Source organism: Streptomyces sp. TG1A-8, assembly GCF_030499535.1.
Taxonomy (GTDB): domain Bacteria; phylum Actinomycetota; class Actinomycetes; order Streptomycetales; family Streptomycetaceae; genus Streptomyces.
The window spans coordinates 423,230-447,443 of the sequence record NZ_JASTLB010000004.1; the positions used below are offsets into that span (position 1 = coordinate 423,230).

Here is a 24,214-nt window from a genome sequence, read left to right on the forward strand (position 1 = left end):
TGCCCCACGGTCATCCTGGCTGCCATCACACTGTGTATTCGCTAGGCGAGGGACACCCCCAACAGCAAGGCCCGAGGTCTTTGGAGGAGATATCCGCGAAGCGGCCCCCGCGGCAGGGCTGATTCAAAGTCCTGGTGATCATGTATCGGTGCAGGTCAAGCGAGTCCGAGCAGGTCGAGCGGGTGAGTGAAGGGCGCGTAGGAAACCTGCCGTAGCCCGGCGGCGATGCTGCGGTGACCGGCGTCGCGGAGCGTGTTGACCGCGAGGTTCCGCAGTGTGGCCATGTTCGCCGGGCCGTGCCCGGTGCGGACCTTGGATGCGTCCTCGGCGAAGGTTGTATCTCTGACGTGGTGCACGGACTCGATGCCCCAGTGTGCGCGGGCGAGTTGCCCGAGATGCTGCGGGGATGCCTGACGGGAGGTCATGTCGGTGATCGCATAGACCGTCTGCCGGGTGGTCTTCCCGCTCTTGACGTCGGTGCGGTAACGGTGGATCTTCACGGCCTGCGCGACGTGCGGGAAGTCCAGGCCGAGGCCGGTGACGGTCAGCGCACGCACCGAGCGGGTCTCGTGCCGGCCGTGTCCCTGCTCGCGGTCGTGGCGCACCGCGGTGCATTCCTTCCACGGCAGGGCGCGCAGCGCGGTGTGCAGGCGCGGCTGGTTGCGCTTGACCACGAGCACGAAATGGGCCTTCTTCTCCTGTACCAGGTAGCGGGCCTGTTCGCGGCTGGTGTGCAGCGCGTCGGCGGTGACCGTGCAGCCGATCAGGTCGAAGGGCGCCAGCAGCGCGGGCAGGGCGGTGACCTCGGTGGTCTTGTCCGGCACCGGGAGCTGGGAGACCACGCGTCCGGAGCCGGTCAGGGCAGACAGCAGGTGAACGGCGTCGTCGGTGTCGGTGCGCGAGCCGCGGGCGGTCTTGCCGTCCACGGCCACCTGCTCGGCGCCCACCGGGGCGGAGCCGAGCAGATCGGCCAGCCCGCCGGGGCACACCAGGGTGAGCACACGGCGGATCGTGGATGTGGCAGGCGCGCGCCGGATGCCGAGCGGGCCCCGGGACGGGATGCCGAGACGGGCGAGACAGTCCTGCGGGGCATTGCGCGCCCACTGGCCGATGGCCAGGTAGGAGCGGGCCCCGGCCAGCACCGCGCAGGCCGCGGTGAGCAGGACCGACACCAGCGAGTGCCGACGGCCACGGCGGTCGCGCAGGTCGAGCAGTGTCGCCAACCGCTCGGCGACGTCGGGCAGTTCACGCTGGCGCGGCGAGGGCGACTTGGTCAGGCAGACAGTGGCAGACTGGCGGCACATCGAGGCTCCGGTGATACAGGGCGACTTGGTAGGTCACCCCGTCAACTGGAGCCTCGTTGTCTTCGTGACGGCCCACCGGCCACCCCGTCACACCTCCGTGACCAGCAACGCTTCGTGATCACCAGGACTTTGAATCAGCCCTGGCCCCCGCGGGGGCCGCTTCGCGGATATCTCCTCCAAAGACCACCTTGGTCGCCCGCTCCTCGGCCGTGAGGACGTTCAGCCCCACCCGCACGTCGTAGGGCAGATAGTCCAGGGCCAGGCGGCGGCCGACATAGTCCATGACGGAGCTGACCTGCCTGATCTCCGGGTCGTTGGTGAGGCCGGCGGGCTCGAACCGCATGCCGACGTACTCACGGACGAACACTTCGAGCGGCACGCCGTGCTGAAGGCCCCGCGTGATGGTGGAGGAGAAGGCATCCATCATGCCCGCGAGCGTGGAGCCCTGCTTGACCATGCGGATCATCACCTCGGCTGGAACGCCATCGGTGGTGCAGGCGACGGTGAGGTACCCCTTCCCCTCGCCGACGGTGAACGAGCGGGTCGTCGACTTCATCCGCCGCGGAGGACGCTGGGGCGCCGGTCGGCCCACCTGATCGTCGCTGCGCGTCAGCGTCGTACCGTCACCGAACCGCTCGGCCATGAATGATCCTTCACTGGTAGATGGAGAACGTACAGACTGGGTCACACACAAACTGTGGACGTCAACTGCTAGTGCTTTGACCAGGAACGTTCGCCGGGTGGTTGGGCAACGTTGTGGTCGTTGACCGCACTCGGGGATCATCGCGGGATGAGCGAGATCATCTTGATGTCGGATCCACGGGTAGCAGCCGTCCCCGTACACGAGTGCGGTGAGCCGCTGGTCGATGTCCGGAGGGGGCCGCTGCTTGTGGACTTGCGGAAGCAGGTCGACTCGGACGCCTTCTTCTACCTGCGGGAAGGCGTGCTGGAGCGTCTGTTCAAGGCACAGGCGCACTTGCCGGCCGGTCTGAGGTTCCTGGTGGTCGAGGGCTATCGTCCTCCGGCATTGCAGCGGCGCTACTTTGAAAAGTACGCGGCCAGACTGCGAGCTGAGCAGCCTGGATGGACCGACGAGCAGATCCGGTCGGCGACGAGCCGTTTCGTGTCGCCGCCGGAGATCGCGCCGCACAGCGCGGGAGCGGCGGTGGATCTGACACTCGTGGATGCAGACGGCCGTGAGCTGGATCTGGGTACGCCTATGAACGCGACTCTGGAGGAGAGCGCCGGCGCCTGCTACACCGACGCTGCCGGGATCGGCGAGCAGGCGCGCGCCCACCGGGAGATCCTCGGGCGCGTGCTGACGGCCGTGGGCCTGGTGAACTACCCGACGGAGTGGTGGCATTGATCGTTCGGCGACCGCTACTGGGCGCTGGCCACTGGAGCGGCAAGCGCCTGTTACGGACCGAGCCGGCAAGGTGTGCACGAATGACGCTCTTGGTTGAGCCGCGGTAGCCCGTCAGGCTGTCGCGGTGAGTGGGCGTCCGCCCCAGCGGATGCCCTTCTCGCTGCGGATGCGGGCGCGCTCCTTGCGCTGGGCGGCGAGCACGTCGGGGTGACGGGCGTTGGCGTTGCGCCATCGCAGGTATGCGTGCAGGGCCCGGGTCTGCGCGGGGTGGCTGCGGTGGTGGGAGTTGGCCAGGGTGAACTGCCGCAGCGGGCCGAAGTGGGCCTCGATCGGGTTGGCCCAGGAGGCGTAGGTCGGGGTGAAGCACAGTTCGACGCGGTTCTTCCTCGCCCAGCGCCGGATGGTCTCGCCCTTGTGGGCGGAGAGGTTGTCCAGGATGACGTAGATCGGGGCGCCGTCCGGGCGGGCCGCGCGGATCGACTTCAGCGCGGCCAGTGTGTTCGCGGCGCCACCTCAACTACGCCAGCGCCGAGCAACGCCTGGTGGAGGCCGAGTGGTTGACCACCTGGGCCGACAAGGGTTGGCTCACGCCCGACGGCCGCCGCCACACCCTCCCCGCGATCTACGCCGGCGACAACAACTCCTACCCCACCGGTTCGCGAGGCGACCTGCCGCTGCCGGACCTCTCCACGGTCAAGAACCTGCCTCACCGACTCCACCGCTCGTACGCCGGACCGTCCGGCAAGCGCGTGCCCGACACGCGGCCCGACACCGCATTCCGCACAGCCGGACTCGAGGACGCCGCGCTGTACTGGGCGACCGCCCCGCACGGCGATCCGCGCGCGCTCTCCCGCGCCGTCAACGCCTGCGACACCCACGGCCCCGACAGCCGAGTCGACCGCGCCTACCTCACCCCCGAATTACTGCCTGCCATAACCGGATTCGACGTGATCGAGGTCAACGAGGACCTCTCCGACCACCACATCCTGCGCCTGACCCTCGACAGCGACCAGCTCAGCGACATCCTCAACCAGCCGGTGAGTGCCTGACCCCAGGGCCTGCGTGAACGACTCGCCAAGAAGAACCCGTTATCCGGCCCACCGCCGCGCACGGAGGAACCCGTCCTGGCTGGAAGCCGGCCCGGCCCGTCTCCGGGACCGGGCGGTGACGACGCCGCCCCCCTCCCCCGCCACAACGGCTCGACATCGCCCAGGGCATCCGCAGCTTCAACTCCCAGCGGCGGCTCGCTTCGCCCTGTTAACACCCACTTTCGTAGGAAGTATCCATGATCCGCTTCACCGCCTCTGTACCTCTTCAGGGGGCTCGCCATGCCTGACGCCCTCACCCTGCGGTTGTGCACACCACCGTGCGGTTTTCCCTCCGTGTCGCAGCTGCTGGTCGACGCCCTCCTGCGCCACCACCGCAGGGTGAAAGGCCTCTCCGTCGCACAGGCCGGACAGCTTGCCGGGATACCCACCTCTCGTGTGAGCCAGACCGAGCTGGCGCGGCAGCTGCTGAGCGAGCGCGTCACGCGCTCTCTGCTGGAGGAGTACGGCGCGCCGGAGGAGGAGGTGCATTACGCCGCTGCCCTGGTGGAACGGAGCGGGAGCGTCCATGCGCACGAGGCCGGTGCCGAGCCTCTGGGGCGCGGGGCGTGGACGACGGCCTTGAGGGGTGCCAGCCGGGAGACCGTGATCTTCACTACGGGTCCTCTCCAGCCGGCGTTTCACGCTGCGGCGGCCGTCGTCGCCCCGAGCCCTCAGCAGGCCCGCTGGAGTGCGACGCTGCTGCTGCACGAACCCGCTTTGGACTGGCTCTCAGCCGAACAGCTTGCTCAGCTGGTCGGCCTCCTCGACGCCCAAGCGCTCAGCGTCCGGCTGGTCCCGGCCAGCTTCAGGGTCGAGCCGGGGGTGGTGACCCAGTGGACCCTCACCGCGCGGGGCTGGGACGGACGCGCGGCACAGCGCGAGCGGCGCCAGCTGTACGTCGCGCACGCGCCCGGACAGCCGTCCCTGGTGCGCAACGGTCCTTCCGCTCGCAGGGAGCGGCAGGTGCTCGAGGCCGCGGCCCAGCGGGCACTGTCGGTGGCGATCAGCGCTCACGAGCTCCGGCAAGCCGTGCAGGGAGGCGGGCCATGGGCGCCACACGGCCGTCGGCATGGTCCGGCAGGAGCCCGCGGGGCTGATGCGGACTCCAGGAGGCCGGCGTGCTGAACGCTCTCCCCCAGGCAGACGCGGCCCCTCCTGCGAGGGTGATCCATGCCGCGACATATCCGTGGACGACGTAGTCGTCGGCGCCTTCCTTCGTGCCGCACGCGAGCGGGCCGACATCTCCCCGGCCCGAGCCGCCGCCTACCTCAAACTGCCCGAGACACGGATCCGCCGCCTGGAGGCCGGCCGGGCGGCGTGGTCCCACGCGCACGCGCTGGCCCTGACCCGCTGCTACGGGCTCGCCGACGAGGACCCGGACGGGCTGGAGCGGCTGCTCGCTTGCGAGCACCGGCACGTCGTGGCCGACTTTGGCGCGGGCCGATACCGGCGGCTGGCCGCAGTGGAGGCCCGAGCCACGCGGATCCGCGTCGCCTCGCGCACCGTGCCGGCCTTACTCCACGGATCGGGGACACCACAGCAGACCGGGCACGCGACCGCACCGGAGCAACGGCGATTGCCCGACGACTGCCCGGTCACTCTGTTGTGGGACGAATTCGCTCTCGAATGCGGCTGTGTTGACGCGCCGCGTACCGCCGCTCGCCTACGCCACCTGGCCGCCATGGTCGACGCCGGAGTACTGCACTTCCGTCTGCTGGTCCCCGACTTCACCGTCTGGTCCGAACCGGTCGGCACCGAACTCACCCTCGACACCGGACCGGTCGTGTTCGCCGACGAGCAACTGCCGTTGACGGTCACCTACAGCACCGGGCCCAAAGCCGGGTGGAAGACCTCGTCCCTCGACCGGCAACTCGCGGCGGCCCTCAGCGCCGAGGACTCTTTGGCCGCACTGCACCGCGCCGCCACGCAGTGGGGGATCGCGCATGACCACAGCCGCCATGCCCCGCACCGCCTCCGCCCCCGTGCCGGCCCCGCTGTCCGCCAGCAACACAGTCCCCCGCCGCGCCACGGCATCGGGCCCGCGGCCAGAATCCGCGAGGACCGCGCCCCCCATGCGCAGCGCACGCCCCTGGCAGCACGATCCGCTGCTCTCGACTCTGCGAGACGTCGGTGGCTGCATGGCCGTCATCGCGATGGGCGTGCTGATCACCGTGCTCGTATGTGCAGCGCACGCCTCGTGGCCACCAGCGCATCCAACTTCCAGCCCCGTTGACCACCACATCTCGCAGGGCCAGCGATGACCGCCATCTGCGCAGCCTCACATCCTTCGGTGCCTCCGCCCCACCCAGGCCGATATCTCGTCCGGGCACAGCCTTGCGGTCACGAGGCGGCAGGAGGCCGTAGCGGGTGCCCGCGATGCCGGCGTAACGGGGCGAGGAAGAGCCGCCGTATAGCCATCGGTCTTGACGGCTCCCTGCACGGTTGTGCTCCCGCCCGCCCCGGCCCCGGGGCGGGCAGAGACGGCCGCTCGGATCCAAGTCCGCGGCCAACGGCGTCCGCCATTCGTTCCAGCCGCGCGCTCCCCGGCGGCACGGGCCTTGCGCTCGTTGTTGTCGCGGCCGCGCGAAGGGCTGCCACGGGTTCGTGGCGGGTGGGAAGGCGCAGTTCAGACTGCGGCTTTGACCAGGAGTTCAGGAACGCCCTCCGCGTCGCTGAATGCCTCGAATCGCGGGACGAGTCCGCGCACGAGTTCAACGCAACGGGGGGCGCCGATACGGCTAGCGAGGTCCAGGGACTTGGATGCAGCGGCTGCGGCGACGTCGGGCTCGCCCCGGTCAAGGTGCGTTTTGGCGCGGTATGCGAGGAAGACTCCGCGGGTTTTGTCCCGGCTGGGCGGAAGCAGGTTCTGGCCTTCCTCGATGAGCTGGTGGGCCCGGCGGGTTTCGCCCAGGTCGCTGAGGCTCTGCCCGGAGTCGACGGCGAGGTCCGCCTCGGAGAGCCAGGAGCACCACGCAGGAACGGGATCGGGGGTCGGCACGCCGAGAAGCAGCTCGGCAGCACTCAGGGCCCGCAGAGTGGCGCGCCGCTCGCCCTGGGCAGCCAGGGCGCGTGCAAGGCGGAGGTGGAGCAGGGACCGGGCGGCGGGGTGCCGGGTGCGGGTCAGAGCGCGTTCCAGGATGCGGGCGGCCGTGCGAGGGTCATTGCGCCAGGATGCCTGGTAGGCGAGGTCGCTCAGGAGTGCGGCGCCCATGTCGTGGTCGCCGCTGGCGTAAGCACTGTGGAGGCCGGCGATCCAGAAGCGGCCGGCTTCACCGTGGCGCCCGTGGTCGAAGCGGTGCCAGGCCACGGTCTGGGCGAGGCTGGCGGCTAAGGCGTGGAGCCGGAGGCCGAGGGCCGGGAAATAGCGCCCCTCGGCGATCAGGTCGGTCACGGTCGCCAGGTGGGCGTCGATCAGTGGAGCGGTGTGCTGCCGTTCCCGAGTGGCCAGGGTGGTCAGCCGCGCGCTGGTTTCCTCCAGCACGGCGACAAGTCCCTCGCCGACGCCTTTGCCCTGGACGCGCTCGAGGACTTGCGGCCCTGTGTCGGTACTCGCCCAGGCACCGGCCAAGGTGATCAGGGCCGTGCCGGAGATCGCGGACAGGATGGTACGGCGGGATCGATCCATCGATGCTCTCAATGCCTCTCGAAGGGCTGGCACGGTGCTGGCGGGCCCCAGGCGGACGACGCCGACGTCGGGCAGCCAGTTCGGCCACGACCCCACGTCGACGTTCTCAAGGGGGACTCCGAATACCTCGGCGATGTACTCCTGGGACTCCCGGTCAGGTCTGACCCCGGCGACCTCCCACTTGCGGACACGCTGTTTGTCCACGCCCGACCGCAGGCCGCGGCGCTCCGCCGCCGCGCAGATCCCCCGGGCCAAGTCAACGCCGGTCATACCCCACGCGCCACGTACGAGTGCCAAGGGGTGGATGTTGTCCGCCACTCCATCATCCAATCAGCAGCACCAGCGCTGAGCGTAGCCGTGAACCGGCCGGGACTACCGCGGGGACTACCGACAACTCCTTGGGTAACTGCGGCAGTTGTTCGACACTCGGTCATTGGATCGACCTCCCAGGATGCGGCGTTCGCGTCATGTATCCCCGGACGGAGCCGGCCTGTCCACGTCCCCGAGGAGCGATGACGCTCCTGTGCGTGTCGCGCAAGGTGAGAAATGGAGGCCTAGATGAACCCGGACAGTACCTATTGGATGAACTACGTCATTGGAGTAGCGCAAAGGGACTCACAATCAGGTCGGCGGGTCGGTGTTGCGCTCGTTTCACAACACGACGAGTTGATTTGCTCCGCGTTCGATGGCGAAGTGCGCGGCGCATCCTGGTTCCGCGTTCTGCGGCGCAGGATTCAAGAACTCGGAATCGCCAGTGCTCACAGCGCCTACCTGACGATCAACACCCTGTCGGGAGCCGGGTCGTTCGAGCTGGCCGAGCTCTTGAGCGCCGTGCGGATCGACAAGGTGTACGTCGGTCTGCCGGACCCCGCGCTGACGAACTACCTCAGTGGCGACCCCGTCACCGAGCGAGGCCATGTACTCCGCTTCCCCGACGATCTTCAGCGCCAGATCCTTGTCCAGAATCGGGACCTCTACGCGGCGAGCGAGCAGAGCATCGACTGCAACCCCCACTACTCCACCCATCGCATCAGCGAAGCCGTCTCCACCAGGCTGATGGCAATGGGATTCGCAGTGACCAGGAGCGACGTCAACGCGCACCGGGGGAGGGTTGCGCTCGCCTCGCTCATCTGCAAGAGGTACGGGACCGAGTACCAAGAGGCTGAGCGCGCCGTAGGCGACGCACTGGCCGCAGCGTTCGACGCGAAGTACGGCACCTACGACTACGCGTACGACGCTCGCGCCGCCAACGCGGGGTGGGTCGACGACTTCATGGCGGTTTACAGGATGTCGTCCACAAGGCCCCTGACTGCCGCCAGCATCCTCAACGTAGGCGTCGGTGCCGGCCACGAAGCGGCGGCCCTGTTCTCCGACTGCCCGCGGATCACCTTCGCCGATATCGCGGAAAGCGGCCTCGCGAACATAAGCAGACGCATTCCCTTATCGAGAACCGTCGTCTCCAGCGCAGAAGACCTGTCCGCCCTGCCGGGCGACAGTTTCGATCTGTATGTCTCATTGAGGACGTACAATTCGTCATTCTTCGACACGTCTGCAGCAGCCTCGGAGGCACACAGAGTACTGAAGCCCGGCGCGGTGATTATCGTCTCCGTGGCCAACGGATTTCTGTATACTCAGCGGGGCTGCGTCGTGCCGGGACTGATCATCCCCGGCACTGAATTCGTCGACATTTATCGCGGGATGGACACCGCCAATCTAATTGGTGCGGAGCTCGACAGTGTCGACTTCAAAGACGTCCGAATATTCCCAACAAGTACCGAGATTTACCTTTCGGCGGTCGCCGCCTAACGTTGCCGCCGCCCCCCGGCCGGCCGCGGACCAGTTCCGCGGGAAGGCTGGATCGCAGACAGCCGGGGCGACCGGTCGGTCTGGAGCGACCAGCGTGAAGGAAGGACTTCTGCAATGAACGGGCGAACGACCGTTGCTGATCGGATCCTGCAGTTCAACGAGGAACTCGCGGAGACGACGCTTGAACTGCCGCCTGGATTCGCGGTCGTCAACCCGTTCAGCGGCCCGCAGAGGGAGCGCGTCCGCGAGGTGACGACTGCGTTCTACCGCAAGTATTACGACGACGACAGGCCGCGCCGTCTGGTGCTTGGGAGTTCGCCCGCTCGACGGGGCACGGCCGTGACCGGGGTCCCGTTCGAGGACGCCAAGCTCCTCGAAAGCGAAACGGGAGTCGATGTCGACGGCTATGCGGTGAGCCGGCCCTCCGCCGGATTCCTGCACGATGTCATCAGGCGCTACGGGGGCCGCGAAAGGTTTTACGCCGACTTCGTCATGAGCTTTGTCTGCCCTCTCGGCCTGGTGAAAAAAAGCCCCCAGGGAAGAGAGGTCAACTGCAACTACTACGAGAACAAGAAGCTGTTGGAACTCCTGGACTCTTTCCTCCTGAAATCCCTTGAGCGCCAGCTGACATTCGGAATCGACGCCTCGGTGTGCTACTGCATCGGCAGCGGCGACAACTTCTCGTTCCTCTCGAAAGTGAACGAGGGCCAGCGCTTCTTCAAAAAGATCGTACCCTTGGAGCATCCGCGCTTCATCACGCAATACAACGGCGGCAGAAAGGAGGAATTCGCCGAGAAATACCTCCGTGCTCTGCGCGGAGAAGGCGACTAGCTGTGCTGCCCACAGCGCCTCCCTCGGCTGACTCCCCGCAGGTTGAGGACTCCCAACGCGACGGATCGAGAAGAAGGAGAACAGCACAGTGATGACAAAGAGCAAGGTCCTGGTCCACTTCGGCTCGGAACGCGTCAGCGTCTACCGCCACCAGAGCGGCGAGCTGAGCCTGCTCACCAGGGAGCGGCTTCCGTTCGGAGTCGGCCTCGCCGGCGAGGCGCTGGCGGACAGCGTCAGCGAGTTCTGCACCGGGCTCAAGGAGTTCACCGAGGTCGTCGACAACAAGAACACGCGAGTGCACGCCACCGGGGTCTTCCAGCGGCTCCCACACTCGGAAGCGAACGCGCTGGTCAACAGCGTCTACGTCGACACGGGCCTCTACTTCAACATCGTGGGGCCTGAGCTGGAGCAGTTCTATCTGGACACGGGCATGTCCGCATGTGGTTCGAGCGACATGGTGGAAGGCCTGATCCGGAGGGAGTTACGGACGGCCGTCGTCTGCGGCAGCTTCCAGCAGTGCCTGGGGGACATCGAGGGCGTCATCACCCAGCTGCGCGAAACCGGCACCGAGGTGCTCAGCCCGCGCAGCACCAGGATCAAGCCGGAAACCGAGGGCACCGACTTCATCCTCTTCGACTACCAGGATGTGCTGAAGAACGAACGCGACACGTGGCGGCACAAGTACGTGCACATGGACGCGTTCCGGCGAGCCGACGCTGTCATCGTGTGCAACCCGGGCGGTCGCGTCGGAAGCGGCACCGTCTTCGAGCTCGGCTTCATGTCCGCGCTCGCCAAGAAGGTGATCTTCACGGAGGAGCCCCAAGGCGTGTCCGTCCTCTTCCCCTGCGAGGTGGGCCTGGGTTCCTGAGCACACCCGCTGAGGGCCGCGGCACCCCGCCCCGTCGCAGCCCTGACTGGATCGCGTTTCGACGAACGCAGTCCCGTCAGCAGGTCCTCAGCTCACCCTCTCTCTGCCCCCAGATCCCGCTGCTCGGCTTCGACGATTGGGAAAGGACCCTCGCTGGTGGAACCCATCGACATAGTGTCCGACAGGCTGCGAGCGATCGTGGCGTCTGTCCTTGAGCTGGACGAGGCAGCCATCGACCCTGGTGCCCTGTTCTACGAGGAACTCGGCATGAGCTCCTTGGAGAAGGCCGAGGTCGTGATCGCGATCGAGCGCGAGTTCGGAGCCCTGTCCGTGGAAGACGCGGCAGCCCTCACCAGCCTGGATGCCGCGGTGGCCGTGCTCGGCCGGCGGGCGACGAGTACCCAGGGCGCTGACCTAATCGACCTCCTGGTGGCGGGTCATGTCTCCGCCGGCCGGGGTGACCGGGCGAGCTACCACGACCCCGAGGCCGGGGAGATCACCTACGCGGGCCTCCTGGAGGCAGCACGCGGGTACGCCGGCGCCCTGCGGACAGCAGGCGTGCCCGAGGGCGCCCGCGGCCTCCTGGTCACGGACGACTCCGTGGCGACCGTGGTCGCCGTCCTCGGCCTGTGGTGGCACGGCTGCGTCCCCGTGGTGATGAGCCCGCTGCTCACGGACGACGAGGTCCGCTACATCGCCGCCGACTGCGCCGCAGCAGTGGTGCACCTCGACGCCGCCCCCCAGCGGCAGCGCGCTCTGGAGGAGCTGTTCGCGACGACCACCCGGTTCGCAGGCACCGACGTCCGCGCCGGCCTGGCGACCGCCGAGGCCGGTCCCGCACGGCGCCCGGAGGACGCTGGGGCACCGGCCGCGTGGAGCAGGGAGCGGGAGGCGCTGGTGCAGTACACCTCCGGAAGCACCGGCATGCCCAAGGGGGTGCGGCACTCAGCGGGCGCGATCGCGGCCATGGCCGACGGCATCGGCGCGGTCTTGGCGCTGACGCCCGAGGACACCGTGCTGTCCACTGCTCGGCTCTCTTTCGGCTACGGGTTCGGCAGTTCCGTCCTGTGCCCCCTGGCGGCAGGGGCCCGCGTCGCACTCCTGCGAGGCACCGTCGACGTCCACACCCTCGCCGCCGCGATGCAGCGCCACAGGCCCACCGTGTTGTTCTCCGTCCCCCGGCTGTACGCGGCGCTGCTGAACGTTGGACCGGAGCTCGCCCCCGACTCCGTGCGGCTGTGCGTGTCGGCGGGCGAGAACCTGGCCGGTCCGCTCAGCGAGCGGATCCGCACCGCCTTCCAGGCCGAGCTGCTCAACGGCCTCGGCGCCACCGAGGTCCTCCACATCGTCGTCGGCACCCCGCCAGGGGAGGACCACCTGGGCACCCTCGGAGTCCCGGTGCCCGGAGTCACCGCGACCGTCCGCGCCGCGGACGGCACGCCCGTCACCGAGGGCCAGGAGGGCCGGCTGCACATCGCCGGCCCGACCGTCGCCCTCGGCTACATCGGCCGCCCTGAGGCCGCAGCGCTCACCTTCGCCGACGGCGGCGCCTACACCGGCGACATGGTGCGCCGCGCGCCGGACGGCACGTTCACCTACCTCTGCCGCGCTGATGACCTGCTCAACCTGGGCGGGTACAAGGTCGTTCCCAGCGAGATCGAGAGCGTCATCCGCGGCGTCGACGGGGTCCGGGACTGTGTGGTGGTCGGCGGCCGCGACGTGGATGGCCTGGAGCAGGCCGTGGCGTATCTGGTGGCCCGGCCGGGATCTGACGGGGCCGTGGTGCGGCGCGCGGTGACCGCCGCGATCCGCGGCGGTCTCGCCGCCTTCAAGCGGCCCGCCCGTCTGGAATTTTTGGACGATCTGCCGACCACGTCGACCGGCAAGGTCGCCGCCTTCGAGCTGCGGAAGGCGGCGACCCAACCGTGACCTGGGACATCACGGGCATGGCGGCCGTCGCCAACATCGGCGCCACCCCCGCGGACATCTTCGCCGCACTGTGCGCAGGCCAGGAGAGCCGCAAGCCCCTGCGAGCGTTCGACCCGGACCAGTACCGGGCGACCTACGCCTACGAGATCGACGACCGACCCGAAGGCGGCGGCGACATACCGCGGCGCGCCACCCGCTGGCTGACCACCGTCGTCCGCCAGGCGGCCTCCGACGCGGGCCTGGGCGAGGACCTGGCCCAGGTACCCGTGCTGGTCGGCACGACCATGCGCGAGCAGCGCAGCCTCGAACTGTGGTGGCGCGATCACGCGGACGTAACTCTCGAAGACCTGCACTTCGGCACCGCCCTGAAGGCGGCCTTCGGGGCGTCCACCACGTACACCTTCGCCAACGCCTGCTCCGCCTCGCTGTACGCGCTCGGCATGGCCACTGACATGATCGACCTGGGCTTGGCCGACACGGTCGTCGTTGCGGGCACCGACGCCGCCACCGAGAGCGGCTTCGGCACGCTCGACCGGGTGCAGAACGACCTCCCCGACGCGCTGCGCCCCTTCGGCACCACCCACAAGGGCATGCTGATGGGGGAGGGCGCGGCGGCCGTCGTCGTCCAGCGCGCCGACGCCGGGAACGGGCCCGTATACGCCCGGGTGCGCGGTGTGTCCATGAACTGCGACGCCCGCCACGCCACCGCGCCCGACCCCGACGGCATCACCCGCGCCGTGCTCGACGCCTACAGCAGAGCAGGGGTGCGGGCCCGCGACATCGACTTGGTGATGCTGCACGGCAGCGGCACCCCCCTCAACGACCAGACGGAGTCGAACGTCCTGCGCCACATCTTCCACGGCGCAGGACCCGGTCCGCGGATGACCGCCATCAAGGCAATGACTGGCCACACCATGGGCGGCTCGGGACTGCTCAGCCTGCTGATGGCCGTGCTCGCCATGAAGAACGGGACGGTACCCCCGGTCCTGGGACTCACCGATCCGATCCCCGAGGCCGCAGGACTGGGCCTCGTGCAGGGCTCCCCCGCAGCCGGCCACCTGAACCTCGCGCAGATCGACGCCTTCGGTTTCGGAGGGATCAACGCCGTCGCGATCGTAGAGGCAGCCCGATGACCACCACGAGCACCACACACACCAGGGGCTCGAAAGCCCGGGAGGTCGTCGTCACGGGCATCGGCTTGGCCCTGCCCGGAGTCGCGACGTACAGCGATCTCCTCGGGCCCCTGCCGGGGGTGGGCGGCTTCGACCCGGCCACGGGACTCACCGGACGCGAGCTGCGCCACAAGGACCGTGCCTCGCGGCTCGCCCTGCGCGCCGCCGAGTTCGCCCTCCACGACGCGGGTCTGACCGACGCCGACAGCACGTTCACGGGCGCTGCCGAGGCCACCGCCGTCGTGGTCAGCGCCAACCTGGGCAACGCGGACAGCGTCTGCGAAGCCACCGACACCATCGCCCGAGCAGGCGTCATGGGCCTCAGCCCCTTGGGCCTCCCCCAGACATCGAGCAACGTCATCGCCGGCTGGGTGGCCATCCGCTACCGTCTGCGCGGTCCCAACCTCACCGTCTGCAACGGCACCACGAGCGGTCTGGACGCCCTGGCCTGGGCCCGGAACCTCATCGTGGCCGGACGCGCCGAAGCAGCCGTCGTCGTCGGCGTCGAACCCGCCAACGACGTGGTGACGAAGATCTTCGGCGAGCAGTCCACCGACGCGGCGGTCGCGGTCGTACTGGAACCCGCGGGCGCAGCTGCCTCACGGGGCGCACGGCCACGCGCCACGATCACCGGCTACGCACGGGCCCGGAACCTTGCCGTGGCGCTGGCCTCCACCGGCGTGACCGAGCATGAGCCCGTCGGACTGTGGCTCGCGGACGAGGCGGTAGCCGCGGAGGCTGGGGCGGGACATCTGCTCGCAGCCCCGCGCCGGATCGACCTGGAATCCCAGCTGGGCCCGCTGTCCGGGGCGCTCGGCGTCCTGCAGTGCGCTGCCGCGGCTGCCCACCTGGAGAGCGGCGCCACCGGCAACGTTCTCGCCGCGACCGGAGGCCCACGCCACGACGCGACGGCCGCCCTGCTGCTGACCCCGCCGCCGGCCACCCGCCCATCCACGCAGGAACGAGGTCTACACCCATGACCACGACGAACGTGACCATCGAGGAACTCCGCGCGCTGATAGCCGGCGTACTGGAGACCGAGCCCGAGGAGGTCACCGACGATGCGCACTTCGCCCACGAGCTCGACATCGACTCGCTGCTGATGCTGGAGATCTCGACCCGCGTGGAGACCGCGTACGGCGTCCCGGAGAACGCCGTGGCCGCCAGCGGCGCCACCACGCTCACGGAGCTGCACGCCTTCCTCGCCTCGAAGCTCACCCCCGAGACGCCGGCCTCCCCGCTGATCCGGCCCAGGCCGCTGAGCGAACCCGCGGCGCGCCTGTTCCTGCTCCACCACGCCGGCGGCTCCCACCTGCTCTACCGGGGCTGGACGGAGCATTTCCCCGAGGACTGGGAACTCTGCCTCCTGGAGGCCCCGGGCCGAGGCAACCTCCAGGCCCTGCCGCTGATCGACGACTGCGACCGACTGGTCGACTACTTCCACACCGCGATCGCGCCCCTACTCGACCGGTCCTTCGGGTTCTTCGGCCACAGCATGGGCGCTCTGATCGCCTACCAGCTCACCCGCCGGCTCCTCCGCGAGGGAGGCCCGCTCCCCACCTGGCTGGGGGTGTCCGGCTACGGCGCCCCGCAAAGCGAAACGGACGCGGACAGCAGCCCACACCGGATGGCCGACGACGAACTGCGCGGCTGGCTGCGGAACGGCGGCGGCAGTCCACCGCAGCTCCTCGACAACGACGACCTCTGGCGCAAGTTCGCCCCGGTGCTCCGCAGCGACTTCAAACTCGTGGACACTTGGACTCCTCCCCGCAGCCCCGAGCCGCTGCCGCTGCCCGTTCCGCTCACGGCGTTCGCAGGCCGTCACGACAAGCTCATCGGCGAGAACCGGCTCCTTGCCTGGCGAGCACTCACGACGAACTACCTCGGACTGAAAAGGTACGACGGCGGCCACTTCTACCTGATGGATCACCAGCAGCCGCTCGCCGGCGCCATCACGGCCGCGGTGCGCTCCGCAGCACCGTGATCCCGCTCCCACCACCACACCACCCGCCGGACGATCAACGCCAACGGGATGCTGGCCGGCGAAGGGCGCAGGAGCGTGCCCTCCGCTCAGGCGTCGGGGTCGACTTCGGGGTGCGTGAACCGCACGGGCCTGCCCAGCGACCGGGCGTAGGCGATCTCGGACCTGGTGCTGTCCCCGATGTAGTCACCGACCACGAGCACCTCATCAGCGAGCAGGATCTTCGACCGGTGCAGCTCGTCGAGTCGAATCTTCAGCGCCTCGGCCTCGACAGGATCGGACCAGAACTCGTGCGGCGACTTCAGGTCGCAGCCCGGCTTGACGACGATCCTCCCGGCCTTGGTCTCCCGCAGATCGGCCTCGGCCATCTCTGCCATGAAACGGGTGGAGCCGCAAATGGCGACGATGCGCGGGAAGTTCAGCTGCTGCTTCGCCTCGGCGAGCTTGTCCGCGGGGGTGATCACTTGCGGGGATTGCACTGTTCCTCCTGGTGGTGCTGTCCGACGGGACGCCTGCGGAGACGAGGGCGGCCAGGATCGCCTCACGGCGAACCACGTGCACGCCCACGCGCTCGCACTCTATGCGAAGAACATCTCAACCTGGTGCCGCGGCGCCCGCCGGTCGGCCCTACACCCCGCCTGTGCGAGTGCCGAGCCGGTCACCCTCGCCACGAGAAGCCGGCGTCGGTACCGCGGTCACCGCCTCGATCAGCCGGTTCACGCGGCAGGGCGCCGCGGTGTCGGCTTGGTCGGCCGGTCCCCTGCCGGCATCTGTGGCGGTGCCGGGTCTGGGCTCGGTACTGCCGCAACCCGAACGAGGGAGGCAACGTTCACCCCGCACATCACCCGCCGGGGCGAACACCCCACCGGCACCCTGTGCCTGCGTCCTGATGGACCCGTCCACCTGCCGCCCGCTCATCATCTGACCACTCTCGCTCTTCGACGAGGAGACCATGTCCACCGCATCTCACCAGCCCGCAGCGGAGCCTTTCGCCGCGCCATCCACACCCGGCCACACCACGGCGGGGGAGCAGATCAGGGCGCTCGCTGACACGCTCGTGCTCGCGTACGGGCTGCACCCGGCAGAGATCACGCGCATCCCGGAGGGCACCGCGACGGACAACTACGCCATCGTGGATCAAACGGGCCAGCGGCACTTCGCAAAGGTCTACCGCACTCGAGAGCACTTGGATCTGGAGCGGGCGTCGGTCGAACTGTCGGAGTTCGCCGCCGCCGGAGGAGTCGCGACCGCGCGGGCAACCCGCACGCGTGAGCACGAACTCCTCGAGACCCACGGCCGCCTGCCGATGTCGCTGTGGTCGTACGTGCCGCACACCGCGACAGCCGAAGGCGGCCTGACTAGTGGACGGTGGGCATCCGCCGGCACAGAGATGGGCCGCCTCCACAGCCGGCTCGCCGCTCACCCCGCCGCCTCCCCCACCCTGGAACCCGGTGCCGCCGTGTGCGACGTGGCCGCTTCGCGGGACCGCTTCGAGAAACTGATCCATGCGTACCAGCACATGCCCATGCTCGGGGAGTTCGAGACGTGGGCGCTGGAGGCGGCGCGTGAGCGGCAAGCCATCCTGGGGGATGTCGAGCGCGCCCTCGCTCTGCTCCCACAGCTGACCGTCCAGGTTCTGCACGGCGACATGGCCGGTCCAAACGTCCTGTTCAAGGACAACGAGGTAGCCGCGATCGTGGACTTCCGACCGCCCGCGCCCGGGTACCTCGCCTGGGAGATCGCGCGCCTTGGCTGTGACCCCAAGAGCGTGCTGGACAACAGGGCGGAGAGCTGGCTCACCGGGTACACCAATCTCACCCTGGCCTACCGGAACGCCAATCCGAAGGCGTCCGTGGACGACCTCGTGTCCTCGCTCCGTGTCGGCTGCGCAGCCATGCTCTGCTCGGCCTTTCCACTGTCGGTGCCAGTGGAACGACCGCACATCATCGACGCAGCTATGGAGGCCTACGGGCGGGTACGGCACGAGGCAGCTCTGATGCTGCTGGACCGGCTCCCTGTCATGGAGGACGCCCTGCGTGACACTATCCGCTGAGTTCATGCCCCTCATAGCCGGCATAACCAGTCATCGAACCCATCCCGGACCCGCGCCGCTGGAGGTCAGCCTCGTGAGCCGGCCTGCTGACTGCCCGGGCGGTGCGGCGTCCGACCAGCTGTTCGGCGTCCGTGAGCGGATACCAGGCGGCGCCGGTCACTTCCGATTCCTGGATCTGGCCGACGTCCGCGTGGTCCGTCGTGAAGGCGTACCCGATGTCGAGGTGGTAGTGATCCGGCTCTTCCTTCTCCGGGCGCGCCGGAACGCGTCCGAACTCGACATACGCGGGAACCGGATCCGCCAGGGACAGGCGTCGTCGTCGATGCCGGTCTCTTCGGAGGGTGCTGTCACGTTGGCTGATCGCATGGGATGGTCATGCTCGGGAGGGTCTTGTCGTGGAGAGCGCGTTGCCGTCGTGTAGGGGGCACCGGTACCCGGTGGAGGTCATCTCTCATTGCGTGTGGCTGTACTTTGGGTTCCCGCTCAGCTTCCGTGAGGTCGAGGAGCTGATGCTCGAGCGGGGTGTCATCGTCTCCTGTGAAAGCATCCGCCGCTGGTGCCTGAAGTTCGGCCAGGCCTACGCGAACTCCTTGCGCCGTCGGCGCCCGCAGCCTGGCGACAAGTGGCATCTGGATGAGGTCTTCATCAGCGTCAACGGGGAGCGGAAGTACCTGTGGCGGGCCGTCGGCCAGGACGGGAACGTGCTCGACATCCTGGTCCCCAACCGCCGGGACAAGACCGCGGCCAGGCGGTTCTTCCGCCGGCTCCTCAAGAAGACCGGGTCGACGCCGCGGGGGGATCGTCACCGGCAAGCTCCGCTCCTACGGCGCCGCCCACCGTGAGGTGATGCCCTCGGTGGAGCACCGCTCACACAAAGGGCTGACCAACCGGGCGGAGAACTCACACCAGCCGACCCGGCAACGCGAACGCGCGATGAAGGGCTTCCGCAGCATCGGTGGCGCTCAAAGATCCCTGGCCGCCTTCAGCGGCACCTCACCTCACTTCCGACCCGGCCGCCACCAGCGCACCGCACCCCACCACCGCCTCCAGATGACCGTCCGCTTCACGATCTAATACTCCAGCAGCGGTTCGTGTCCTGAGCTGGTGGTTGTCGTTGTCCTGGTATGGAGGGGATGAGTGAAGCCGCTTGCTGGGCCGGCGAGTTGGAGTTGGTGTTCGCTCGGGTGGCGGGCAGGTTCACTCGGGCGGATCTGCGGTGGCGGATGCGGGACTACGTCCGTGGTCTGCTGGGGCGGGCGACACGCAAGAACGGCTGGCAGCTTGCGGAATGGGCAGGTCACCGCACTCCGGACGGCTTTCAGCGGCTGCTGAACAGCAGTGTCTGGGACGCGGACGCCCTGCGTGACGACGTCCGTGCCTACGTCGCCGAACGGCTCGGACCGGGCGGTGTGCTGATCATCGACGACACGGGATTCATCAAGAAGGGCACCACCTCAGCCGGGGTCAGTCGGCAGTACACCGGCACCTCAGGAAAGATCGACAACTGTCAGATCGGCGTGTTCGCCGCCTACGCCACCAGCTCAGGCCGGGCCTTGGTGGACCGGGAGCTCTACCTGCCCAAAGCCTGGACGTCCGACCGTGACCGCTGCCGGGCGGCCAAGATCCCCGACGGGCGAGGCTTTGCGACCAAGGGGGAACTGGCCCGGGACATCGTCCGCCGCTGCCTGGCCGCCGGCCTGCCGGCGTCGTGGGTGACCGCGGATGAGGCCTACGGGCAGGACTGGCACTTCCGCCGCCTGCTCGAGCAGACGGGCGTCGGCTACGTGGTGGCGGTGCCCAAGTCCCAGCAGATCAAGTCCCTGGCCGGCATCTGGCGCATCGACCATCTCATCGATGAAGCACCCGATGATGCCTGGCAGCGGCTGTCCTGCGGTGATGGGGCGAAGGGCCCGCGGATCTACGACTGGGCCGGGGCCAAGTTGCCCGCCAACATCATCTTCGATCCGGATCCGCCGACCCATCACCGGTGGGTGATGGCCCGCCGCAGCCTGTCCGACCCCGAAGATGTGGCCTACTACCTGGCCTACGCACCCGTGGGTGTCGAGATCGCCGAGCTGGTCCGCATCGCCGGCTCCCGCTGGGCGATCGAGGAGTGCTTCCAGGCCGCGAAGAACGAGTGCGGCCTGGACGAGTACGAAGTCCGCCGCTATGTCGGCTGGTATCGGCACATCACCCTGGCCATGCTCGCCCACGCCGTCTTGGCCGCACTCGCAGCACAAGCCCAGGCCGGCGGGGAGGCAAAGGGGGCTGCAGAAACGGATCAGCCACCGTCCCGCTCACCGTGGCAGAGATCCGGCGGCTCCTGGACACTCTCCTGCCCCACCCACGAGCCGACCGCGATCCCATCACCCACGCACTGAACTGGTCCGCCTGGAGAAGACACCGCCAGGCCATCGCCCGCCGCTGCCACTACCGAAAACGCACCTCAGGCCACGAACCGCTGCTGGAGTACTAAGAGCTTGTCTCACGTGGCGATCTTTGCGAGTTTCTTGTAGCAGGTCAGGACCGCTGCGAGCCCGAGGAAGGCCAGGAAGTGGCTGCCTTTGCGCTCGTAGCGGACGGTCAGGCGGCGGTAGCCGAAGAGCCAGGAGATCGTCCGTTCGATCTTCCAGCGGTGCCGGCCGAGACGCTCGCCGGACTCGATGCCGGGTCGGGCGATGCGCGGGACGATGCCCCGTTCACGCAGCCACCTCAGCCTCTCGGCGGAGTGGTACGCCTTGTCCGCGCGAAGCCTGCCGGGCCTGCGTCTGCGAGGGCCGCGCCGAGAACGGACGGCGGGGATGCCCAGCACCAGCGGCAGGAGTGCCTGGCTGTCATGGACGTTCGCCCCCGAGACGCCAAGGGCGAGAGGGAGGCCCTGGGCGTCGGACAGGACGTGGAGCTTGCTGCCCTTCTTGCCCCGGTCGACCGGATTGCGCCCGGTCAGCGATCCCCCTTTTTCGCCCGGACGGAGGCGGCGTCCACGATCACCGAGGTCCAGTCCACCTCGCCGCGGGCGCCGAGTTCGTCCAGAACGGCCTGGTGCAGCCGCCGCCACAGCCCGTCCTTGGTCCATGCGGAGAACCGGCGGTGGGCGGTGGCCGGTGAGACGCCGAACGTCTCCGGCAGGTGCCGCCAGACGCAGCCGCTGGTCAGCACGTACACCACGGCCGTGAACACCGCTCGCTCATCCACCGGGGCCGTGCCTCCGCCTTGCGGACGGGAAGCGAACGAAGGCAGCAACGGTGCCACGAGCGACCAGAGTTCGTCAGGAACCAACCGCTGCGACAAACCCACACCCATGGCACGGCATCATGCCGCATCAACCTCACACCACGTGAGACACCCTCTAATACTCCAGCAGCGGTTCGTGTCCTGAGCTGGTGGTTGTCGTTGTCCTGGTATGGAGGGGATGAGTGAAGCCGCTTGCTGGGCCGGCGAGTTGGAGTTGGTGTTCGCTCGGGTGGCGGGCAGGTTCACTCGGGCGGATCTGCGGTGGCGGATGCGGGACTACGTCCGTGGTCTGCTGGGGCGGGCGACACGCAAGAACGGCTGGCAGCTTGCGGAATGGGCAGGTCACCGCACTCCGGACGGCTTTCAGCGGCTGCTGAACAGCAGTGTCTGGGACGCGGACGCCCTGCGTGACGACGTCCGTGCCTACGTCGCCGAACGGCTCGGACCGGGCGGTGTGCTGATCATCGACGACACGGGATTCATCAAGAAGGGCACCACCTCAGCCGGGGTCAGTCGGCAGTACACCGGCACCTCAGGAAAGATCGACAACTGTCAGATCGGCGTGTTCGCCGCCTACGCCACCAGCTCAGGCCGGGCCTTGGTGGACCGGGAGCTCTACCTGCCCAAAGCCTGGACGTCCGACCGTGACCGCTGCCGGGCGGCCAAGATCCCCGACGGGCGAGGCTTTGCGACCAAGGGGGAACTGGCCCGGGACATCGTCCGCCGCTGCCTGGCCGCCGGCCTGCCGGCGTCGTGGGTGACCGCGGATGAGGCCTACGGGCAGGACTGGCACTTCCGCCGCCTGCTCGAGCAGACGGGCGTCGGCTACGTGGTGGCGGTGCCCAAGTCCCAGCAGATCAAGTCCCTGGCCGGCATCTGGCGCATCGACCATCTCATCGATGAAGCACCCGATGATGCCTGGCAGCGGCTGTCCTGCGGCGATGGGGCGAAGGGCCCGCGGATCTACGACTGGGCCGGGGCCAAGTTGCCCGCCAACATCATCTTCGATCCGGATCCGCCGACCCATCACCGGTGGGTGATGGCCCGCCGCAGCCTGTCCGACCCCGAAGATGTGGCCTACTACCTGGCCTACGCACCCGTGGGTGTCGAGATCGCCGAGCTGGTCCGCATCGCCGGCTCCCGCTGGGCGATCGAGGAGTGCTTCCAGGCCGCGAAGAACGAGTGCGGCCTGGACGAGTACGAAGTCCGCCGCTATGTCGGCTGGTATCGGCACATCACCCTGGCCATGCTCGCCCACGCCGTCTTGGCCGCACTCGCAGCACAAGCCCAGGCCGGCGGGGAGGCAAAGGGGGCTGCAGAAACGGATCAGCCACCGTCCCGCTCACCGTGGCAGAGATCCGGCGGCTCCTGGACACTCTCCTGCCCCACCCACGAGCCGACCGCGATCCCATCACCCACGCACTGAACTGGTCCGCCTGGAGAAGACACCGCCAGGCCATCGCCCGCCGCTGCCACTACCGAAAACGCACCTCAGGCCACGAACCGCTGCTGGAGTACTAAGAACTCCTATCGCAATGACGTCAGGCGCCTCCAGCAGATGAGCGCGCATCCGAGGGTGAGGAAGGCTTCGTGGATGTCGTCGCGGATCTCCCAGCGGATCCGCAGACGGCGGAACCAGTGCAGGTGGGCGAATGCGCGTTCCACGACCCAGCGTTGGGTGCCGAGTCCGGAGCCGTGTTCGGTGCCGCGTCGGGCGATCAGTGGCTTCACGCCCAGGTCCCGGACGAGCCGGCGGTACTTGTCGTGGTCGTAGCCGCGGTCGCCCAGCACCACGTCCGGGCGGCGTCGGGGCCGGCCTCGCTTGCCCCGCACCGGCGGTATCGCCTCCAGCAGAGGGATCAGCTGGGTGACGTCGTTGCGGTTGCCGCCGGTCAGCGTGGCGGCGAGCGGGATGCCGGTGGCGTCGGTGATCAGGTGGTGCTTGCTGCCGGTTCTGCCCCGGTCAACAGGGCTTCGTCTGGTCTTGGGACCCCCTTTAGCGCGCGGATGTGGGAGCCGTCGACGGCCGCTCGGGAGAAGTCCAGGGCGTTCGCGCTGCGGAGCTTGGCAAGGAGGACCTCGTGCAGTCGGGGCCACACGCCGGCCCCGGTCCACTCGGCCAGGCGTCGCCAGCAGGTCATGCCCGAGCCGAAGCCGAGTTCCTGCGGCAGGTGTTCTCAGGAGATCCCGGTGTGCAGGACGAACAGGATGCCCTGGAACACCAGCCGGTCCGGATGCCGCTTGCGCCCTGGGTGCCGGGCCCGACGCTCGACCTTGGGCAGCAGCGGTTCGATCACCGCCCACAGCTCGTCATCGACTTCCCACGGCTTCGGCCGTGCCACTTCGCACCCCCAGATCATCGCTGCCGTAATGATCCAACCACCTCGAAGATCATTTCGTTAGGAGTTCTTAGTCGGCTTCTCTTACTTCACCGGCTTGTGGTGGCTAAACTTGCCACCATGTCTGTCACCACGATGACCTTGCGTATTCCCGATGACCTTGCACCTTCGATCAGGGCGGCCGCCTTGGAGGCCGGCCTGAGCGTGAACGCGTATGTGGTGCGCGCCGCGCGCCGGGCCGCGACCCTGGATGCCGGGCGGCAGCTCGCCGGGCTCGGCCTCGGCGACGACCTGGCGGGCGAGGGCGACACCCTGTGAGGCGCGGCGAGGTCTGGGCGCTGCCCGACGGCCGCAACGTCCTGATCGTCAGCCTGACCGGCCTGGAGGAGTCCTACGGCGCCGTCCTGGTGATCGTGCTCCACGAAAGCGGCCGGTTCCCGGACACGGCCATGTCGGTAGTGATCGACACCCCGCTCCCGTGCACCGCCGTCGCGGTCAACATCGTCCAGCTGCGCACCGGCCGCTTCGACGGCGCCGAACTCCTCGGACCCGTTGACGCTGCGGTCATGGCCCGCGTCGACCAGGCCCTGCGCGCCGTCCAGGACCTCTGACCGTCAC

The 24,214-nt window shown here is 68.6% G+C and carries 20 protein-coding genes and 4 pseudogenes; 17 read left to right on the top strand and 7 right to left on the bottom strand.

Features of this window, described 5'->3' with window-relative positions:
* Positions 1 to 155 precede the first annotated feature (155 nt).
* Entirely contained in the window at positions 156 to 1,304 is a 1,149-nt protein-coding gene (locus QQY24_RS34150; RefSeq protein ID WP_301975985.1) for an ISAs1 family transposase, read from the bottom strand.
* 118 nt (positions 1,305 to 1,422) lie between these two features.
* Positions 1,423 to 1,947 (bottom strand): ribonucleoside-diphosphate reductase, encoded by a 525-nt coding sequence (locus tag QQY24_RS34155; RefSeq protein ID WP_301976794.1) that lies wholly within the window; start codon positions 1,945 to 1,947, stop codon positions 1,423 to 1,425.
* A gap of 147 nt (positions 1,948 to 2,094) precedes the next feature.
* Between QQY24_RS34155 and QQY24_RS34160 the strand changes: the two are divergent.
* Positions 2,095 to 2,754: pseudogene (locus tag QQY24_RS34160) on the top strand (M15 family metallopeptidase).
* A gap of 27 nt (positions 2,755 to 2,781) precedes the next feature.
* Here the strand turns inward: QQY24_RS34160 and QQY24_RS34165 are convergent.
* A pseudogene (locus QQY24_RS34165) lies at positions 2,782 to 3,171 on the bottom strand (transposase); the annotation flags it as partial.
* On the opposite strand from QQY24_RS34165, the gene QQY24_RS34170 reads away from it, so the two are divergent.
* From QQY24_RS34170 to QQY24_RS34180, 3 genes are all read left to right on the top strand, one after another.
* A complete protein-coding gene (locus QQY24_RS34170; RefSeq protein WP_301976890.1) occupies positions 3,165 to 3,719 on the top strand; it encodes a hypothetical protein in 555 nt (184 codons plus the stop codon). The pseudogene QQY24_RS34165 and the gene QQY24_RS34170 overlap by 7 nt on opposite strands.
* A gap of 333 nt (positions 3,720 to 4,052) precedes the next feature.
* Positions 4,053 to 4,883: a helix-turn-helix transcriptional regulator gene (locus QQY24_RS34175; RefSeq protein ID WP_301976795.1), complete on the top strand. Its 831-nt coding sequence runs from the start codon at positions 4,053 to 4,055 to the stop codon at positions 4,881 to 4,883.
* Positions 4,884 to 4,944: 61 nt separating this feature from the next.
* Positions 4,945 to 5,991, top strand: coding sequence for a helix-turn-helix domain-containing protein (locus QQY24_RS34180; RefSeq protein ID WP_301976796.1), 1,047 nt, complete (start codon positions 4,945 to 4,947; stop codon positions 5,989 to 5,991).
* A gap of 393 nt (positions 5,992 to 6,384) precedes the next feature.
* Here QQY24_RS34180 and QQY24_RS34185 read toward each other — a convergent pair whose 3' ends face one another.
* The gene (locus QQY24_RS34185) at positions 6,385 to 7,701 is read right to left on the bottom strand and encodes an XRE family transcriptional regulator (RefSeq protein WP_301976797.1); all 1,317 of its coding nucleotides are present in this window, start codon (positions 7,699 to 7,701) and stop codon (positions 6,385 to 6,387) included.
* A gap of 240 nt (positions 7,702 to 7,941) precedes the next feature.
* On the opposite strand from QQY24_RS34185, the gene QQY24_RS34190 reads away from it, so the two are divergent.
* From QQY24_RS34190 to QQY24_RS34220, 7 genes are all read left to right on the top strand, one after another.
* Positions 7,942 to 9,189 carry a class I SAM-dependent methyltransferase gene (locus tag QQY24_RS34190; protein WP_301976798.1) on the top strand — a complete coding sequence of 416 codons (1,248 nt, stop codon included), beginning with the start codon at positions 7,942 to 7,944 and terminating at the stop codon, positions 9,187 to 9,189.
* A 114-nt stretch (positions 9,190 to 9,303) separates the two neighbouring features.
* Positions 9,304 to 10,020, top strand: coding sequence for a uracil-DNA glycosylase family protein (locus QQY24_RS34195; protein WP_301976799.1), 717 nt, complete (start codon positions 9,304 to 9,306; stop codon positions 10,018 to 10,020).
* Between the two features lie 91 nt (positions 10,021 to 10,111).
* On the top strand, positions 10,112 to 10,888 hold the full coding sequence (locus QQY24_RS34200; protein ID WP_301976800.1) for a nucleoside 2-deoxyribosyltransferase: 777 nt from the start codon (positions 10,112 to 10,114) through the stop codon (positions 10,886 to 10,888).
* 156 nt (positions 10,889 to 11,044) lie between these two features.
* Positions 11,045 to 12,817: an AMP-binding protein gene (locus QQY24_RS34205; RefSeq protein ID WP_301976801.1), complete on the top strand. Its 1,773-nt coding sequence runs from the start codon at positions 11,045 to 11,047 to the stop codon at positions 12,815 to 12,817.
* Positions 12,814 to 13,950, top strand: coding sequence for a beta-ketoacyl synthase N-terminal-like domain-containing protein (locus QQY24_RS34210; protein WP_301976803.1), 1,137 nt, complete (start codon positions 12,814 to 12,816; stop codon positions 13,948 to 13,950). Before QQY24_RS34205 ends, QQY24_RS34210 begins: the two co-directional genes overlap by 4 nt.
* Positions 13,947 to 14,969, top strand: a complete 1,023-nt coding sequence (locus QQY24_RS34215) for a beta-ketoacyl synthase N-terminal-like domain-containing protein (protein ID WP_301976804.1) — start codon at positions 13,947 to 13,949, stop codon at positions 14,967 to 14,969. Before QQY24_RS34210 ends, QQY24_RS34215 begins: the two co-directional genes overlap by 4 nt.
* On the top strand, positions 14,966 to 15,973 hold the full coding sequence (locus QQY24_RS34220) for an alpha/beta fold hydrolase (protein ID WP_301976805.1): 1,008 nt from the start codon (positions 14,966 to 14,968) through the stop codon (positions 15,971 to 15,973). Before QQY24_RS34215 ends, QQY24_RS34220 begins: the two co-directional genes overlap by 4 nt.
* A gap of 86 nt (positions 15,974 to 16,059) precedes the next feature.
* Here the strand turns inward: QQY24_RS34220 and QQY24_RS34225 are convergent, their stop codons facing one another.
* Positions 16,060 to 16,449 carry a hypothetical protein gene (locus QQY24_RS34225; protein ID WP_301976806.1) on the bottom strand — a complete coding sequence of 130 codons (390 nt, stop codon included), beginning with the start codon at positions 16,447 to 16,449 and terminating at the stop codon, positions 16,060 to 16,062.
* Positions 16,450 to 16,922: 473 nt separating this feature from the next.
* Here QQY24_RS34225 and QQY24_RS34230 point away from each other — a divergent pair, with 473 nt between their 5' ends.
* The 3 genes and pseudogenes from QQY24_RS34230 to QQY24_RS34240 all read left to right on the top strand — a co-directional run bounded on the left by QQY24_RS34230 (position 16,923) and on the right by QQY24_RS34240 (position 20,404).
* Positions 16,923 to 18,023, top strand: coding sequence for a phosphotransferase enzyme family protein (locus QQY24_RS34230; RefSeq protein ID WP_301976807.1), 1,101 nt, complete (start codon positions 16,923 to 16,925; stop codon positions 18,021 to 18,023).
* Between the two features lie 395 nt (positions 18,024 to 18,418).
* Positions 18,419 to 19,097, top strand: a pseudogene (locus QQY24_RS34235) (IS6 family transposase).
* A gap of 50 nt (positions 19,098 to 19,147) precedes the next feature.
* Positions 19,148 to 20,404, top strand: a complete 1,257-nt coding sequence (locus QQY24_RS34240) for an IS701 family transposase (RefSeq protein ID WP_301970644.1) — start codon at positions 19,148 to 19,150, stop codon at positions 20,402 to 20,404.
* Positions 20,405 to 20,508: 104 nt separating this feature from the next.
* Here QQY24_RS34240 and QQY24_RS34245 read toward each other — a convergent pair.
* Positions 20,509 to 21,314, bottom strand: a protein-coding gene (locus QQY24_RS34245; protein ID WP_301976855.1) for an IS5 family transposase whose coding sequence is annotated in 2 segments (ribosomal slippage) — positions 20,509 to 20,969 and positions 20,969 to 21,314 — 807 coding nt in all. Because the reading frame shifts where the segments join, the coding sequence is not laid out codon by codon here.
* A 112-nt stretch (positions 21,315 to 21,426) separates the two neighbouring features.
* Here QQY24_RS34245 and QQY24_RS34250 point away from each other — a divergent pair.
* Positions 21,427 to 22,683, top strand: coding sequence for an IS701 family transposase (locus tag QQY24_RS34250; protein WP_301970644.1), 1,257 nt, complete (start codon positions 21,427 to 21,429; stop codon positions 22,681 to 22,683).
* A 101-nt stretch (positions 22,684 to 22,784) separates the two neighbouring features.
* On the opposite strand, the pseudogene QQY24_RS34255 reads toward QQY24_RS34250, so the two are convergent.
* Positions 22,785 to 23,617, bottom strand: a pseudogene (locus QQY24_RS34255) (IS5 family transposase).
* Positions 23,618 to 23,716: 99 nt separating this feature from the next.
* On the opposite strand from QQY24_RS34255, the gene QQY24_RS34260 reads away from it, so the two are divergent.
* Positions 23,717 to 23,914 carry a YlcI/YnfO family protein gene (locus QQY24_RS34260; protein WP_301976809.1) on the top strand — a complete coding sequence of 66 codons (198 nt, stop codon included), beginning with the start codon at positions 23,717 to 23,719 and terminating at the stop codon, positions 23,912 to 23,914.
* Positions 23,911 to 24,207, top strand: a complete 297-nt coding sequence (locus tag QQY24_RS34265; RefSeq protein ID WP_301976810.1) for a hypothetical protein — start codon at positions 23,911 to 23,913, stop codon at positions 24,205 to 24,207. Before QQY24_RS34260 ends, QQY24_RS34265 begins: the two co-directional genes overlap by 4 nt.
* Positions 24,208 to 24,214 lie beyond the last annotated feature (7 nt).